Source organism: Mesorhizobium sp. M0778 (assembly GCF_040320105.1).
Lineage (GTDB): Bacteria > Pseudomonadota > Alphaproteobacteria > Rhizobiales > Rhizobiaceae > Mesorhizobium.
In genome coordinates, this window is sequence record NZ_JAMYPA010000001.1 from 164,435 (window position 1) to 180,401 (window position 15,967).

The 15,967-nt window shown below is 64.0% G+C and carries 16 protein-coding genes; 10 read left to right on the forward strand and 6 right to left on the reverse strand.

The window, feature by feature from the left end; genetic code table 11:
* The first annotated feature begins 56 nt into the window (after window positions 1-56).
* A complete protein-coding gene (locus NKI22_RS00860) occupies window positions 57-1,016 on the forward strand; it encodes a helix-turn-helix transcriptional regulator (protein WP_352548540.1) in 960 nt (319 codons plus the stop codon).
* Between the two features lie 311 nt (window positions 1,017-1,327).
* On the opposite strand, the gene NKI22_RS00865 is transcribed toward NKI22_RS00860, so the two are convergent.
* Window positions 1,328-1,753: an OsmC family protein gene (locus tag NKI22_RS00865; RefSeq protein WP_031195232.1), complete on the reverse strand. Its 426-nt coding sequence runs from the start codon at window positions 1,751-1,753 to the stop codon at window positions 1,328-1,330.
* 237 nt (window positions 1,754-1,990) lie between these two features.
* On the opposite strand from NKI22_RS00865, the gene NKI22_RS00870 reads away from it, so the two are divergent.
* From NKI22_RS00870 to NKI22_RS00880, 3 genes are all read left to right on the forward strand, one after another.
* Complete coding sequence (locus NKI22_RS00870; protein WP_031195231.1) at window positions 1,991-2,227, forward strand: hypothetical protein; 237 nt, start codon at window positions 1,991-1,993, stop codon at window positions 2,225-2,227.
* 2 nt (window positions 2,228-2,229) lie between these two features.
* Window positions 2,230-2,586: a YciI family protein gene (locus tag NKI22_RS00875; RefSeq protein ID WP_031195230.1), complete on the forward strand. Its 357-nt coding sequence runs from the start codon at window positions 2,230-2,232 to the stop codon at window positions 2,584-2,586.
* A gap of 117 nt (window positions 2,587-2,703) precedes the next feature.
* A complete protein-coding gene (locus tag NKI22_RS00880; protein ID WP_352814945.1) occupies window positions 2,704-3,114 on the forward strand; it encodes a hypothetical protein in 411 nt (136 codons plus the stop codon).
* Window positions 3,115-3,419: 305 nt separating this feature from the next.
* Here NKI22_RS00880 and NKI22_RS00885 read toward each other — a convergent pair whose 3' ends face one another.
* Window positions 3,420-4,664 (reverse strand): ubiquinone biosynthesis hydroxylase, encoded by a 1,245-nt coding sequence (locus NKI22_RS00885; protein ID WP_023722687.1) that lies wholly within the window; start codon window positions 4,662-4,664, stop codon window positions 3,420-3,422.
* 99 nt (window positions 4,665-4,763) lie between these two features.
* On the opposite strand from NKI22_RS00885, the gene tesB reads away from it, so the two are divergent.
* The 3 genes from tesB to NKI22_RS00900 all read left to right on the forward strand — a co-directional run bounded on the left by tesB (window position 4,764) and on the right by NKI22_RS00900 (window position 7,650).
* Entirely contained in the window at window positions 4,764-5,639 is an 876-nt protein-coding gene (tesB, locus tag NKI22_RS00890) for an acyl-CoA thioesterase II (RefSeq protein ID WP_023722686.1), read from the forward strand.
* A 219-nt stretch (window positions 5,640-5,858) separates the two neighbouring features.
* Entirely contained in the window at window positions 5,859-6,197 is a 339-nt protein-coding gene (locus tag NKI22_RS00895; protein WP_023679755.1) for a P-II family nitrogen regulator, read from the forward strand.
* A 31-nt stretch (window positions 6,198-6,228) separates the two neighbouring features.
* Window positions 6,229-7,650, forward strand: coding sequence for an ammonium transporter (locus NKI22_RS00900; protein ID WP_023722685.1), 1,422 nt, complete (start codon window positions 6,229-6,231; stop codon window positions 7,648-7,650).
* A gap of 130 nt (window positions 7,651-7,780) precedes the next feature.
* On the opposite strand, the gene NKI22_RS00905 is transcribed toward NKI22_RS00900, so the two are convergent.
* Window positions 7,781-7,930 carry a hypothetical protein gene (locus tag NKI22_RS00905; protein ID WP_023722684.1) on the reverse strand — a complete coding sequence of 50 codons (150 nt, stop codon included), beginning with the start codon at window positions 7,928-7,930 and terminating at the stop codon, window positions 7,781-7,783.
* A 136-nt stretch (window positions 7,931-8,066) separates the two neighbouring features.
* Here NKI22_RS00905 and NKI22_RS00910 point away from each other — a divergent pair, with 136 nt between their 5' ends.
* From NKI22_RS00910 to NKI22_RS00920, 3 genes are all read left to right on the forward strand, one after another.
* Window positions 8,067-10,727, forward strand: a complete 2,661-nt coding sequence (locus NKI22_RS00910) for an FtsK/SpoIIIE family DNA translocase (protein WP_352548542.1) — start codon at window positions 8,067-8,069, stop codon at window positions 10,725-10,727.
* A 133-nt stretch (window positions 10,728-10,860) separates the two neighbouring features.
* The gene (locus tag NKI22_RS00915; RefSeq protein ID WP_023721397.1) at window positions 10,861-11,538 is read left to right on the forward strand and encodes an outer membrane lipoprotein carrier protein LolA; all 678 of its coding nucleotides are present in this window, start codon (window positions 10,861-10,863) and stop codon (window positions 11,536-11,538) included.
* A gap of 384 nt (window positions 11,539-11,922) precedes the next feature.
* Window positions 11,923-12,729 (forward strand): exodeoxyribonuclease III, encoded by an 807-nt coding sequence (locus NKI22_RS00920; protein ID WP_023721396.1) that lies wholly within the window; start codon window positions 11,923-11,925, stop codon window positions 12,727-12,729.
* 20 nt (window positions 12,730-12,749) lie between these two features.
* Here NKI22_RS00920 and NKI22_RS00925 read toward each other — a convergent pair whose 3' ends face one another.
* From NKI22_RS00925 to NKI22_RS00935, 3 genes are read right to left on the reverse strand one after another with little or no spacing between them, the layout of a single operon-like run.
* Complete coding sequence (locus tag NKI22_RS00925) at window positions 12,750-13,601, reverse strand: TIGR01459 family HAD-type hydrolase (protein WP_023721395.1); 852 nt, start codon at window positions 13,599-13,601, stop codon at window positions 12,750-12,752.
* Entirely contained in the window at window positions 13,598-14,899 is a 1,302-nt protein-coding gene (locus tag NKI22_RS00930) for an FGGY-family carbohydrate kinase (protein WP_031194647.1), read from the reverse strand. Before NKI22_RS00930 ends, NKI22_RS00925 begins: the two co-directional genes overlap by 4 nt.
* Before the next feature lies 1 nt (window position 14,900).
* On the reverse strand, window positions 14,901-15,944 hold the full coding sequence (locus NKI22_RS00935) for a class II aldolase/adducin family protein (protein WP_023721393.1): 1,044 nt from the start codon (window positions 15,942-15,944) through the stop codon (window positions 14,901-14,903).
* Window positions 15,945-15,967: the final 23 nt, after the last annotated feature.

Consider the following 15,967-nt stretch of genomic DNA (forward strand, 5'->3'; position numbering starts at 1 on the left):
TTGACGTTTCAGGGGGCTCGGCGCATATCAGCGCGCTCTCGGGCTGGGGGATGCCGATGAATGCGACGACCTCGTTCAGGCTGATGACGGACGCGTTTCCGGAGCAAGATCGCGTCGAGGTGATGCGCGAGGTCTACGGCCGCACGGTCCTCAAGATCGAGCTCGATCCGCTCGCACCGACGCGTGTCGACATGAAAGTGCGTGCGCTGCCCGGCCTCGGCATTGCCACCGGCACTTCCTCGGAATTCCGGGCGCATCACTCGATGCCGCTGATCGACAGCGACGACCTCATCCTGTTGGCGGCGCTCGATGGCGCGAGCGTCATGAAGCATCGCGGCCGCGAGGAACCGATCGGCAACGGCCGGGCGCTGATGATGAGCGGCGAAGAGGTCGGCCTCAACCTCATCCAGCCGGGCGGCATGCGCTTCGTCAATATGAGCTTCTCGCTGAGGCAGCTTTCGCCGCTGATCGGCGATCCGGCTTCGGTGCTTATGCAGCCGTTGCCGACCACGAGCGGGGCGATGCGGCTGCTGCTCGACTATGTCCAGTCGATCCAGGATGCAGACGATGCGCTGACGCCGGAAACCTGGCAGCTGGCCGTGACTCACATTTTCGACCTTGCCGCGCTTGCCATGGGGGCGACCAGGGATGCGGCCGAAATCGCGCGTGGCCGCGGCGTGCGGGTGGCGCGATTGCGCGCCATCAAGGCCGATATCCTCGCCCATGGCGGGCACGGCGAGCTGTCGGCGGAAGACATCGCCGCCCGCCACCATCTCTGCGCCCGCTATGTGCGAAAGCTGTTCGAGAGCGAAGGCACGTCGCTGTCGGACTTCATGCTGCGCCAGCGGCTAGTGCGCGCGCATCGCATGCTGGGCGATCCTTCTCATGCCGACCGCAGCATCACGGCAATCGCCTTCGATGCCGGCTTCAACGACCTTTCCTATTTCAACCGGGCGTTCCGCCGGCGCTATGACGCGACGCCGTCGGACGTGCGCGCTGCGGCCTTAAAGAACTGACATTGGGTTACGCCCGGGCATGATGGGAGCCCGTGGGGCCCCCGACTCTCAAGACTGGGTTCCTCGCCCACCGCGAAGCGGGGGAGAGGTGGCCGCGAAGCGGCCGGAGAGGGGGCTTCATAGAGCGCGGTTCCCCTCTCCGTCTCGGCTTCGCCGAGACACCTCTCCCCACTGTCGTGGGGCGAGCAACCCAAGCTGGAATAAAGCCGCGATCTTCCCTCTATCCTGCCAGCCCCCCGCAAGGGAGATCGGATGGCCGCTATGCTGTCGCCAATCATCGACCGGCTGTTCGATGCAGGTTTGCTTACGGCTCACCCGAGCCTGGCGTCGAGCGATACTTTGATGGCGCCGAGCGCTTTCGAGACTGGGCATTCGGCCTTGGCCTTTTCGGCCAGTTCCTTGAACTTGGCGGCATCGATGCCCGGCACCTTGCCGACCAGCGTGATCGCGCTGCCGGTGATGCCGGTGCCGGGGACCAGCGTTACCACGGCCTTGGCGTCGAGCTCGGCAGCCGGAGTGCCGTTCTCGGCGAGGAAATGCGAAAGCTGCATGGCGTAGCAGCCGGCATGGGCGGCGGCGATCAGCTCTTCCGGGTTGGTGCCGGATTTGCCGCTCTCGTCCTCAAAACGCATCTTGGCAGAATAGGGCGTACCTTTCAGCGTCCCGCTCTGGGTTTCGAGCGTGCCTTTGCCTTCCTTGAAAGTGCCTTTCCAAACGGCGTTGGCGGTGCGGTCCATCAATTCCTCCTTGATTGTCGTGATTGAGCCCGTGATCGGCATCCAGTCGACTATAGCGCGCGCTGGAGCGAAGGCCACCCGCGCTTTCGTATCGGCGGCAGCGTGACACATCATGGTCAAGCAAAAAATCGCTCGGGAAAAAATCGCGAAAAAAATATGCGTGCAAAAATGTCGACTTCCATCTGCCCCGACCGTCCTGCGGGCGGCCATGGAATTGGTGGCCGGATGGAGGACCACATGAACAATCTGTTTTCTGCTCACTGGACAAACACCAGCCACAGGGCCGGTGAACAACAAGCCGACTGGTCGCGCGTGCCGCCTTCCGGCTTCGGCCGGCTGCTTGCGGCGATTGCCATTATCGGGATTGCGGTGTCCTTTCTGGATTATGCAGCGGGGCTCGATCATACAGCGGGCAAAGGCCCGGCCGAGATTTCCCTAGCCTCGGCTGCCGCTTCAACCCAGGAATGGAGGTAAAGATGAAATACGTTTGCCTGGTCTACGGCGAAGAAAAAGATCTCTACGCAATGACGCCTGCGAGGCTGGCCAAGCTCGACGCCGATTCGCTGGCCTATGACAGGTCGGTGGCACAAAGCGGCCGGCTGATCATCGCGCAGGCGCTGCAATCGGTGCAGACGTCGAAAACCGTGCGCCGGCGCAAAGGCAAGCGGCTGGTCACGGACGGCCCCTTCGCCGAGACCAAGGAGCAGTTGCTCGGTTTCGTCATGATCGAGGCCGGGGACGTCGACGAGGCGCTGGAGATCGCCGGCGGCATTCCGCTGGCAGAAATCGGCACGATCGAGGTGCGGGCGATCTACAATGTGCCGGGGTCGTAGAGATGTCGGCGGCCGGCGACTGGCGCAGGCTTTCGTTTTCTTCAATTGGCGCAACTTTTGCGTGTTGAAGCGAAACGACACTTCTCTTATCGTCGCCTGAGATTGGGGATCTTGGGCATGCATATATTGATTGCTGCAATCGGCCTGCTGGGGGCAGCGGCGTTCTGGTGGTACCGGCTGAAGACCATGAACGACGCGGCGCGTGAGGTTGCCGACGTCGTTGGCCGCGTCCAGGGCAATGTCCGCCGCAAGAAACTGCGCAAGCAGGCGGCGCTCTCGCCGTTGACGGCGATCGACGATCCGGTCGTGGCGGCGGCGACGCTGATCACCGCCATTGTTTCCGAGCATGGTCCGGTGCTGCCGCAACGCGAAGCTGCCATTCGATCGGTGATCTCGGAGATTGCCGACAAAAAGCAGACCGATGAAGCGGTGATCTACGCCAAATGGGCGGCCTCGCAAATCGACGATGCCACGGTCGACCATCGACAAGCTGGCACCGTTCCTGCGCGAACGCCTCGACGCGGCTGAAAGGAACGATCTGCTACAGATGGTCAGCCGTGTCACGGAAGTCGGCGGGCAAAGCCAGCAGATTTCCGACCAGCGCATGCTCCGGCTGCGCCAGAAGCTCGGTTTCGAGGTCAATTAGGGTGTGCTGATATTCAGGTGATGCCGGCCTGCAAAGGGTGGCTTCCTGCGCTTCCTATTCTCACGTACCCAAACGCACGCTCCGCTCCGGTTCTCGGAAGCCACTGTTGGTCGCTTCGCGCCCCGTCTTCGACTCCGGCTCGGCCTGACCTGAATCTCAACACATCCTGGCATGTCTGTGAGATGGATCAGATCGCCTCGCCCTTCAACAGCTTCGGCGTGTCGCCGGACAGACCTGACGCCTGGCGGATGAAGAACCCCTTCAGCCGCGGCATGCGTTCGACAAGGCCAAGACCGACGTCGCGCAACGTACGCAGCGGGCCGAAATCGTTGGAAAACAGCCGGTTCAGCACATCGGTGGTGATGCCCATCTGCACCGTGTCGAAGCGCCGCCATTGCTGGTAGCGCTCAAGCACGTCGAGCGCGCCGATGTCCTGGCCGAGCCGGTCGGCCTCGACCACCACCTCAGCAAGTGCCGCCACGTCCTTGAAGCCCAGATTGAGGCCCTGGCCGGCGATCGGGTGGATGCCGTGGGCGGCGTCGCCGGCCAAGGCGATGCGCGGCGCGACGAAGGCGCGCGCAATGGTCAGCCCGAGCGGCCAGGCGCGGGGCTTGTCGGCGATATGGATTTCGCCGAGCTTGAGGCCAAAGCGGTGCTCGAGCTCATACTCCAGGATCAGGGTGTCGCCTGCGACCAGCTTTTCGGCATCCTGCGACCGTTCGACCCAGACGATCGACGAACGGTTGGTGCCGTCCTTGCCCGGCTTGAGTGGCAGCGTGGCAAAGGGGCCGGCCGGAAGAAAATGCTCTTCGGCGCGGCCGTTGTGCGGCCGCTCATGCGCCACCGTGCAGACGATGCCGGACTGGCCATACTCCCATTTCACCGTTTTGATGCCGGCCATGTCGCGCAGCTTCGAGTTGACGCCGTCGGCGGCGACCAGCAGCCGCGCCTTAAGCGTCGCGCCATCGGCAAGATGCACGGTGATGCCGGCGCCGTTGGTATCGAAGGCGCGGACGGCGACGCCCTCGATGATGCCGATGCCGAGCTGTTCGGCGCGCCGGCGCAAGGCGCCGTTCAAATCCTTGTTGGCGACCATATGCGCAAAGGGTTCGCCGGGCGCGACCTCGCCGTCGAAGGTGAGGAACACCGGACGGACCGGATCCGTTGTGCGCGAATCGGTGACGGTCATTTCGGTGATCGCCTGCGCCTCCGGCGCTATCTCGTTCCAGACGCCGAGCTGGTCGAGCATGCGGCACGCGGCGGCTGCAATCGCCGAGGCGCGGCCGTCCTTCTGCCAGACGCCGGCGGGTGCTGCGTCGACGACGGCAACGGCGAGGCTCGGCCGCGCCTGCTTCAGCGACACGGCGGCGGCCAGGCCGATATAGCCGGCGCCGGCGACCAGAACGTCGAGCGAATTCTTGCTGTCGACCATGGCAATTCCTTTCGCAGCTGACTGTCGCCGGGCATTCCGCCCTTGACTGCCCGCTGTTCCTGTCGGAAACCGCCATGGTAATTTTGCGGCGAGGTCAAGATGACGGCAGCCATGGACGAGCTTCTCGGCATTCTCGACCTCGAGCAGCTGGAACACAACCTGTATCGCGGTCGCAGCCCCAAGCTCGACTGGCAGCGCATCTTCGGCGGCCAGACCATCGCCCAGGCGCTTGTCGCCGCGCAGCGAACGGTCGAGGCCGAGCGCCATGTGCACTCGCTGCATGGCTATTTCATGCGACCGGGCGACACCAAGGTGCCGATCATCTACGAGGTCGACCGCATCCGTGACGGCGGCTCCTTCACCACGCGCCGCGTCGTCGCGATCCAGCACGGCCAGGCGATCTTTTCGCTGGAAGCCTCATTCCAGCAGGATGAGGTCGGCCTGGAACATCAGGTGCCGATGCCGCAGGACGTGCCGGCGCCCGACACATTGCTGTCGCAGCGCGAATTGCTGGGCAAGTTCGGCGAAGCCGTGCCCGACGGCATCAAGCGCTATTGGGAGCGCGACCGGCCGATCGAGATGAAGCCGGTGATGCTGAAGCATTACACCAGCCGGGAAAAGCTCGAGCCGAAGCAGAACATCTGGATCCGCACCACCGGCCCGGTGCCGGCCGACCGCGCCACGCAGGCGGCCGTGCTCGCTTACCTCTCCGATATGACGTTGCTCGACACCTCGACTTTTGCCCACGGCCGCGCCATTTTCGATCGCGACATCCAGGCAGCGAGCCTCGACCACGCCATGTGGTTCCATCGCAGCCACCCGCTCGACGACTGGATGCTGTACACGCAGGACAGCCCGTCGACGCAAGGATCGCGTGGCTTTACCCGCGGCTCGCTGTTTGCCCGCGACGGCACGTTGATCGCCTCGGTTGCCCAAGAAGGACTCATCCGGCTGAAGCGGCCGCCTGCCGAGTAGGCATTTTTCGAATTTTGCCTATTTTTTAATCATTTGCATTGACGCGACTGTGAACAGGCAGCCGACAAACCTTCCCGATTTCGTTGTTTAACAACAACTTAACACCCTGCTTCTGCAATTGGCACGGAGCTTGAATCCTAGCGGGCACTCTCCGGCTCTCATGGGGATCGGCGAAGTCGTGCAAACGCGGGGACCCGCAACAGCAAAGGGTGAAACCTTATGAAGATCGTGATGGCAATCATAAAGCCGTTCAAGCTCGACGAGGTGCGCGAGGCGCTCACCGCAGTCGGCATCCAAGGCCTGACCGTCACCGAAGTAAAAGGCTACGGACGTCAGAAGGGGCACACGGAAATCTATCGCGGGGCGGAATACGCGGTCAGCTTCCTGCCGAAGATCAAGATCGAAGTCGCGGTCGCCGTCGACATGGTCGACAAGGCCGTCGAAGCCATCACCGCGGCGGCCAAGACCGGTCAGATCGGCGACGGCAAGATCTTCGTCTTCGGCATCGACCAGGCGGTGCGCATTCGCACCGGCGAAACAGACACCGACGCGCTTTGAGCCGCGGACACGTATTCCAATGGAGAGTTCAATGAATATTCCTTCCACCTTGAAGATAACGGGACGCGCGGCCGTTTTGGGTTCGCTCGCTCTCGCTGCACTGGGCACGGTTGCTGCGTTCGCTCAGGAAGCGGCTCCGGCAGCACCGGCAGCGGCGCCGGCATTCACCATCGACAAGGGCGACACGACGTGGATGATGATCTCCACTATTCTGGTGCTGCTGATGACCATTCCCGGCCTTGCCCTTTTCTACGGTGGCCTGGTTCGCGCCAAGAATATGCTGTCGGTGCTGATGCAGGTCTTCACCATCACCAGCGTGGTCATGATCGTCTGGGTTTTCTACGGCTACAGCCTGGCCTTCACCCCCGGCAACGCCTTCGTCGGTGGCCTTTCCAAGATGTTTCTGGCCGGCGTCGACGTGACGACGGTGTCCGAAACCTTCACCAAGGGCGTGGCCATTCCCGAACTGGTGTTCGTTCTCTTCCAGATGACCTTCGCCTGCATCACGCCTGCCCTGATCGTCGGCGCTTTCGCCGAACGCATCAAGTTCTCCGCCGTGATCCTTTTCACCATCCTCTGGGTCACCTTCGTATATTTCCCGATCGCGCACATGGTGTGGTTCTGGGGCGGCCCGAGCGCTTATAGCGATCCGTCGGGTCTCATCTTCGGCTTCGGCGCCATCGACTTCGCCGGCGGCACCGTCGTTCACATCAATGCAGGCATTGCCGGCCTTGTCGGCGCGCTGATGATCGGCAAGCGTATCGGCTACCAGAAGGACGTCATGGCGCCGCACTCGATGACGCTGACCATGGTCGGCGCCTCGCTGCTGTGGGTCGGCTGGTTCGGCTTCAATGCCGGTTCGAACCTGGAAGCGAACGCCTATGCCGTGCTGGCCATGGTCAATACGTTTGTCGCCACGGCGGCGGCGGCAGTGACCTGGATCGTGCTTGAAACGCTGCTGCGCGGCAAAGCATCCATGCTTGGCGCCGTTTCGGGTGCTGTCACCGGCCTCGTCGCCGTGACACCTGCCGCCGGCTTTGCCGGACCGATGGGCGCCATCGTGCTCGGTCTCGTCGCCACTTGCGTCTGCTACTTCTTCGTCTCGGTGGTGAAGAACAAGTTCGGCTACGACGACAGCCTCGATGTTTTCGGCATCCACTGCATCGGCGGCATCATCGGCGCGCTCGGCACCGGTATCCTGGTCAATCCCGCTCTCGGCGGCGCCGGCATCGTCGATTACTCGACAGCCGACTTCGCCGCCGGCTACGCCGGCACGGCCACCCAGCTGATGTCGCAGTTCAAGGGTGTGCTGGTGACAATCCTCTGGTCGGGTATCGGCAGCGCGATCCTCTACAAGATCGTCGACCTGATCGTCGGCCTGCGTCCGACAGCCGATGCAGAGCGCGAGGGGCTCGATCTCACCTCGCACGGCGAAGTGGCCTATCACCCGTAAGCTCGTCCGGGGCGGCCTCGGCCGCCTCGCGACGTCCCATCCCGTCGTGATGCTCCCGCAAGGGCTCACGCCTTGAGGCCCGGAAATCTTCCGGGCCTCTTTTTGTGCGCGGATGGCCGTGACGGCTCGATCACGATCGCTTGATCAAGGTGCTCGATCCGTCGGCGGCGTGAAACATCTGCCGCAGCGGCTCCAGCGTGCCCGCCATTTTCGCCGAGTCAGCGTGGTTGCCAATGCCTGTCGCAGGATCACCGCCGCGTTTGAACAGGAAGTCAGGCATGACATCCTGCGCCCGTTCCGCAGACGCAGGCTGCCCATGGTTAATGCGCCCTTAACCTTCCCGCCGCTAGTCTGACAGCCGAATCTGCCGTGTTGCGCGTCCGCGCCCGGCCGGGCAACGACAGACGAGGAAGAGCATGCGTTCAGGGGCTTCAGCACCGTTTGCGCTGGCCGATACGGGGCACGGCATCCGGGCGTTCGCGAGGCGCCAGGTCGGGCGGCTGGTCGGTGCCGGGCTGTTTGCTCTGGTTGGCTTCGGCGTCGCCGCCCTTGCCACCTGGAACGTCGCCGATCCGAGCTTCTCGCACGCCACCGATAATATCGTCACCAATGCAATGGGTTATGCCGGCGCCGTCTTTTCCGACATTGCCATGCAGTTCTTCGGACTCGCCGCCGTTGCGGCGCTGGTGCCGGCGGTGATCTGGGGATTTCTGCTGTTTACCGCGCGCGGCGTCGACCGGCTGCCGAAACGGGCGCTGGCTTGGTTCGGGTTTTCGCTGCTTGGCGCGGCAATTGCCGGCTGCGTGGTGCCGCCCAAGACCTGGCCGCTGCCGACCGGCCTCGGCGGCGTCTTTGGCGACATGGTGCTCAACATTCCCGGCCTGGTCATCGGCGGCTATCCGACCGGCCTCGTCGCCAGCGTGCTTGCCGTGCTCCTTGCAGCACCGGCGCTGGGGCTGTTTCTGTATGGTTCGGCGCTGATTTCACGCAAGAACGGCTTTGCCGTGCTTGATCAGCACACTGCTGCCGATCCGCAGGACGACCTGCTTTTCGACAATGAAGAGGACGAGGGCGACGAAGGCATATTGGCGCTTGGCGCCATCACCCATTGGTGGCTGTCGCTGCGGGCCTATCTGCGTCGCCGCGCCGCGCGCCGGCGCGAGCGCGACGATTTCGAGCCGGAGATGGAGCCGCGGGCCAGCGCCTGGCGGCGGGCGGCAGAACGGGTCGAATCGGCCGAGTTCGCCGAGGCGCGGATGAGCCCGGGCGGGCGCGCCCGCGTCGAGCCGGAATTCTTCGCCGCCATGGTCAACGACCGCAGTGCCTCGATCGACCCCGACGATGCCGATGTCTTCGATAACGACGACAATGACGACGACATGGATTTCGCGCCCGAGCCGGCCGGCCAACGCCGCGCCGCGCCGACGGCGAAGGTGCAGAACTTCCGTTCCGATGCGGCGACACGCGTCGAGGCGCCGGCGCCGCGGCCGGCACCCGGCGCCCGGGTCCAGCGCGAGGCGCAGACCTCGCTGATCGGCTCGGAAAAATTCGAGATGCCGTCACTGCATTTCCTGTCGGAACCGAAGAACGTGGTGCGCGACGCCAGCCTGTCGAAGGACGCGCTGGAGCAGAACGCCCGCCTGCTCGAGGGCGTGCTGGAGGATTTCGGCGTCAAGGGCGAAATCATCCATGTGCGCCCGGGTCCGGTCGTCACGCTTTACGAGCTGGAACCCGCGCCCGGCATCAAATCGTCGCGGGTGATCGGCCTGTCCGACGACATCGCCCGCTCGATGAGCGCCATCGCCTGCCGTGTCGCCGTGGTGCCTGGCCGCAACGCCATCGGCATCGAATTGCCGAACGCCAGGCGCGAGACCGTCTATTTGCGCGAGATCATGGCCAGCCGCGATTTCGAGACCACCAAGGCCAAGCTGGCGCTGGCGCTGGGCAAGACCATCAATGGCGAGGCGGTCATCGTCGACATCGCCAAGATGCCGCACGTGCTGGTCGCCGGCACCACCGGCTCGGGCAAGTCCGTCGCCATCAACACCATGATCCTGTCGCTGCTCTATCGGCTGACGCCGCAGGACTGCCGGCTGATCATGATCGATCCGAAAATGCTGGAACTCTCGGTCTATGACGGCATCCCGCATCTTCTGACGCCGGTGGTCACCGATCCGAAGAAGGCGGTGGTGGCGCTGAAATGGACCGTGCGAGAGATGGAGGACCGCTACCGCAAAATGTCGAAGGTCGGCGTCCGCAACATCGACGGTTTCAACGCGCGCGTGCAGCAGGCCGAGAAAAAAGGCGAAAGAATCTCGCGCACCGTGCAGACCGGCTTCGACCGCCAGACCGGTGAAGCGATCTACGAGACGGAGAACCTCGACCTCGAGCCGATGCCCTACATCGTCGTCATCATCGACGAGATGGCCGATCTGATGATGGTCGCCGGCAAGGACATCGAAGGCGCAGTGCAGCGCCTGGCGCAGATGGCGCGCGCCGCCGGCATCCATGTCATCATGGCAACGCAGCGGCCGTCGGTCGACGTCATCACCGGCACCATCAAGGCCAACTTCCCGACCCGCATCTCCTTCCAGGTGACATCGAAGATCGACAGCCGCACCATCCTGGGCGAGCAGGGCGCCGAACAGCTGCTCGGCATGGGCGATATGCTCTACATGGCCGGCGGCGGCCGCATCCAGCGCGTGCACGGTCCCTTCGTTTCCGACGACGAGGTGGAGAGGATCGTCGCGCATCTGAAATTGCAAGGCGTGCCGGAATATCTCGACGCCATCACCGAGGATGACGACAAGGATGATGATGAGCCGTCGGGCAAAGGCAGTGGCAGCAGCGGCGACGGCGGCAATTTCGAGGATTCCGACGATCCCTACGACCAGGCGGTCGCGGTGGTGCTGCGCGACGGCAAGGCCTCGACCAGCTACATCCAGCGCCGGCTCGGCATCGGCTACAACCGCGCCGCCTCGATCATCGAGAAGATGGAGAAGGAAGGCATTGTCGGCCCGGCCAACCATGCCGGAAAACGCGAAATCCTGGTGCCGACGGAGGACGACAAGTTCTAGAGCGCATCCGCGCCGGCAACTTTGAACCTCTCGGCGCGTTGCAACGGATGAGCGCTGCGCGCCCGCCAAACTTAAGCCCAACTGGGGGGCCAGACCAATATAACGAGCAAGCAATCAGATGATGGTGACCGGCATGAAAAACGCATCTTTCGCCCCGAGCAGGGATTTCGCCCCAACCCGCCGACAGGTGCTCGGTCTGGTCCTGGCCGGTGCCGCGGCCGTCAACGTCGTGCCCGGCTTCCAGCTGCTGGCGTCGGCGCAAGCAGCGGTTCCGGCGACGGCGCAGAAGATCGCCGATCATTTCTCCTCGGTCAAATCGATGAGCGGCGAGTTCGTGCAGTTCGGGCCAAAGGGCGAGCAGACCGGCGGCAAGTTCTTTCTGGAACGGCCGGGCAAGATCCGCTTCAACTATGACGGCGCCTCGAATTTCAGGGTGATTTCCGACGGCAAGTCGGTGGTCATCCTCAACAAGAAGCTGCGGACCTCCGACCTCTACCCGCTGTCGAAGACACCGCTGAAGCTGCTGCTCGACGACAAGATCGATCTGTCGGGCGGACGCGTCAGAAGCGTTAAGGAAGAAAACGATCTCACCACCATCCAGCTTGCCGACAAATCGGTGTTCGGCAATTCGAAGATCACCATGATGTTCGATCCGAAATCCTATGAATTGCGGCAGTGGACCATCACCGATGCGCAAGGCAAGGACACGACGGTGATGATCTTCAACACCAAGGAGGGCGTCAGTTTCGCGCCCGACACCTTTGCCATCGACTATACGGCCAACCGGGAACTGAACACCAAGTCGCGCTAAGGTGTGTCGATATTCAGGTGATGCCGGCCTGCAACGGCGGTTTCCTGCGCTTCCGGCCTTCGCCGGCCAAAGCACTCATGAGCGGTCGTGGCAGTTAAGGCTACGGCCGGCGTAGGCCGGTGCTCACGTACCCAAAAGTACGCTCCGCTCCGGTTCTCGGAATCCACCATTCTGGTCGCTTCGCGCCCGTCTTCGACTCCGACTCGGCCTGACCTGAATCTCAGCACACCTTGGGCTTGGTTCCTGTATTGATATTTCTGGAAAGTCATGGGCCGCGCCCCCAAGGCGCGGCCGGCTTGTTTTTGCGGTGCGCGGCTGGCAGTAGTTTCCGCGATTGACTTCCGTCGGGCCATCCGGCGGATCTTGCGTTGTCCGGAACCCCACATGCCGTTTTCCGTCGCTACCTGGAACATCAACTCCGTCCGGCTGCGCATGCCGATCGTCGAGCGTCTGCTGGTCGAGCAGGCGCCGGACGTGCTCTGCCTGCAGGAAACCAAGGTTCCTGACGAATTGTTTCCGGAGAAGGCGTTCCGCAAGCTTGGCTACGAGCACATCGCCTTCCATGGCCAGAAGGGCTACCACGGCGTTGCGACGGTGGCACGGCGGCCGATCGAGGTGGTCGAAAAGCGCCGCTTCTGCGAGATCGACGACAGCCGGCATCTGTCGGTCACCGTCAAGGCTGGCGGCAAGGCGATCCTGCTGCACAATTTCTACGTGCCGGCCGGCGGCGACGAGCCCGACCCGGCCGTCAACCGGAAGTTCAAGCACAAGCTCGATTTTGTTGCCGAGATGAACGCCGTCCGCGCCGAGCATGACGAGGTTTCCGGCTCGATCCTGGTCGGCGATCTTAACATCGCGCCGCTCGAGCACGATGTCTGGTCGCACAAGCAGCTGCTCAACGTCGTCAGCCATACGCCGGTCGAGACGGAAAATTTCGAAGCGATGCGGCTCGCCGGCGACTGGGTCGACCTGATGCGGCTCAATGTGCCCTACGAGGAGAAGCTCTACACCTGGTGGAGCTATCGTGCACAGGATTGGCAGGCGTCAAATCGCGGCCGCCGCCTCGACCATATCTGGTCGTCGCCAAACCTGGTGCCGCAGTTTGCCGGCTATGAAATCCTGCGGCCGGCGCGCGGCTGGGAGCGGCCCTCCGACCATGTGCCGGTGATCGGGCGTTTCAACCTCGATTAGCTTTGTCTCGCATTAACAATTCAGCGAAACCTGAAGCTATCCGCGATGTAGTCGGGGCGGGCGTTCAGCGTCGCGAAAACAGTCTCCAGATCAGGTGTCTCCGCCAATATGCCGGACAGGACCAGCGTCGTCGCGACGCCGACGCCGTTGCCGCCGGCGATGTCGTGCTCGACGCTGTCGCCGACGCAGACCGCGTTGCCGCGCTCCGGGTTGCCCGCCAGCGCCAGCGCTGCCTCGAATATCTGCGGATAGGGCTTGCCGATGCGGGTGACGCTGCCGCCGAGGTTCTCATAGAGATCGGCCAGCCGGCCAGCGCCGAAGCAAGGCCCGACGGCAGTCAGCATGATCTTGTCGGGGTTGGTGCAGAAGCACGGCACCTGGCGCTTCGCCGCCGGACCGAGAAGCCGGCGATAATGGTCGAGGTCGTAGCGATCGCCCTCGCTGGCGGAAATCAGTACCAGTTCTGCATCGTCGCCGTCCTTGGCCAGGACGAAGGGCAGGCCGTCGACAGCCGAACGGTCATTATCGCGGCTGATCAGCAGGCATTTTGTCTGCGGGCGCAGGGTCCCCGATGCCGCCATTTCGTGGAAGGAGCGCCACGCCACCTCGCCGGAGGAGACAAAATGGTCCCAGCTTCCCGGTGCGAAGCCGAGCTTCAGCAGGCGGCGCTCATTGGGTTGCGCCCGCTTGCCGGAATTCGAGATCAGCACGATGGTCTTGCCGGCGCGCTTGAGTGCCGACAAGGCTTCGATAGCGCCTGGATAGGCGCTGGTGCCGTCGTGCAGCACACCAAATTGGTCGAGCAGGAACACCTGATAGCGCTCGGCCAGCGCGGCGATGCCGTCGAGGTGCTGAATTATCTTGGCCGTCATAAAAGCCCCGCTGCGCCTGCGCCCATCAGCGCCAGCCGCGCCGTGCCGGCGGCGGCCTCCTCCGAAAGAGCCGGCACGAGAGCGACGCCAAGCTTGCGCTGCCGGATCGCCGTCCAGGCCGGATTGGCCGCACCGCCGCCGACGCTCCTGACCGATGTAAGCCGGGGTGCGCCGAGTTCGGCAAGCCGGCGATAGCCGAGCGCTTCGATCGCCGCAATACCCTCGAACATCGCTTTCAGATAATCGGCGTCGTCGGCGGGCCGCGGCTCGAGGCGGGGCGGCAGCGCCGGATCGGCTATGGGGAAGCGTTCGCCCGGCGCCGGCAGCGGGTAATAATCGAGGCCGGTCTCTGTCGCCGGGTCGATCTTTTTGCTGAGTTCGACAATGCGGGCGACGGGGAAATGCTGGGCCAGCACCTTGCCGCCGGAGTTCGAGGCACCGCCCGCCAGGTAGGTGTTTCCCAGCCTATGGCTGTAGATGCCGAATTGCGGCGCCGAGATCGGCCGGTCGGAGAGGATCTTGATGGTCAGCGATGAGCCGAGCGCGGTGACGCCGGCGCCCGCGGCAGTCGCACCGGTCGCCAGGAACGACGCGCATCCATCGGTGGTGCCGGCGACGACAACCACGTCGCGCGGCAGGCCGAACATTTTCGCAGCGCTGGCGGTGAGCGTGCCCGTGACATCGCCCGGCCGCACGATTCGGGGCAGGAATTCCATGCGCATGCCGGTCGCCGCGATCCAGTCCGGCCAGCGCCGGGCCTCGACGTCGTAGCCGGTTTTCAGCGCGTTGTTCTCGTCACTGACATCGAAGCGGCCGGAAAACTGTCCGGCGATCCAGTCGGCCTGGTGCAGCACAGTGGCGACGCCGGGCAGGTGCTGGAAAGACAGCGCCTTGGCGAGACCGGACGTCGCCCCAAGTGCAGCGCTCGTTGCCGGTGCCGCGCCGGCTATTGCAGTCAGAATAATGTCGTCGGCGACCTTGTCGTTGTACATCAGCGGTTCGGCCAGCGGCCGCCCGGAGCCGTCGACCGGCAGCAGCGTGCCCGACGTACCGTCGACGGCGATCGAGAGCACTGCCGCGCGATCGATACATTTGAGCACTTCCGCCAACGTCGCGCCGACCGCCTCCCACCATACGGCGGGGTCGCGGCCGTTCAGCCCAAATCGCTCAAGGGCAATTGCGGAATGCGCGGCGATGGAAAAGTCCGGGCGCATTGCGACGGCGCGCGCGCCGGATGTGCCGATGTCGATGCCGATGGCAAGCGGGCCAGTTGATAGCGGACTTGACGAACGCGGCATGTCAGCTGCCTCCGGCATTGAGTTTCTGGCGATATTTTTCGGCGTCCCAGTTGATCAGTTCGTCATTCTCCGCCGCTGTCAGATAATTCAGCTTCGCAGCGACATCGACCCGCGCCGTCACGTCGGCGAGGCAGCGCTGCATGGCGTCGGCGCCGGCGCCGGCGTCGCCGCGCATCAGCACGCCAAGGCCGGGAAACAGGATCGCCACGGGTGCGGCGCCGCAGCGCTCGATCACGCGCTTCACATCCTCGTCCGGTCTCGCCACGACCGAACCCTCGCCGAGAAAGATGACGTGGTCGGGGTAGAGGCTGCCCCCTGCCGCCATGCGGCAGCATTCGGGGTCGATCGCCACCGCATGCGCCTCGACGTCGGCCGGCAGTCTGTAGCCGCTGCCGCCGGCGAGCGCCGTCAGCGCCACGATGTCCGGTTCTGCCACCTGGCGCGGCGGCCGCGCCAAGAGCCGGGTTACGCGCCGTAGCAGCATGTCGGCCGCGGCGACGGTCTCGGCTGCAACGACCAGGCCGTGATTGCCGAGGATCAGGATGTCTACGCCTGGCCGCAGGCGCTCGGCGATGCCCTGGGCGAGCGGCAGCCCCGGCCGGCGATAAGGAACATACGCCCATTGGTGGCCATCGAGCCGCCTGGCGATCTCGGCCTCGCAATCGGCCTGCACTGCCAGCGAAATGGTCTCGACGCAGTGGACATGCAGAACGATGCGCTGCGGCATCAGCGCATGCACCGTGGTCTCGATCGACGGACGCAAGCCGCGTGGATTGAGGGCGCCGATGGCGAAGGCCTGCGGCTGTTCGGCGGCCGGGTCGCGCCGTTCGATGGCTTCAAGCAATGGCGGGATGCTGACCGGCACCATGATGTCTGCGGTAAGCGCGTCCTTCAGCCAGGTACCGGAGGCCTTGATCCAGAGCGTGTCGCCGGCTTTCAGCGAGGTATTGCCGCCGGCGGCCTGGGTCAGATGCGGGTCGCTGCCGATGACGGCCGAAAGCGACCGCAGCGCTGCCAATTCCTGCGCATCCGCACTGATCGTCATCGAAATTCCTCCACAAACCGGCC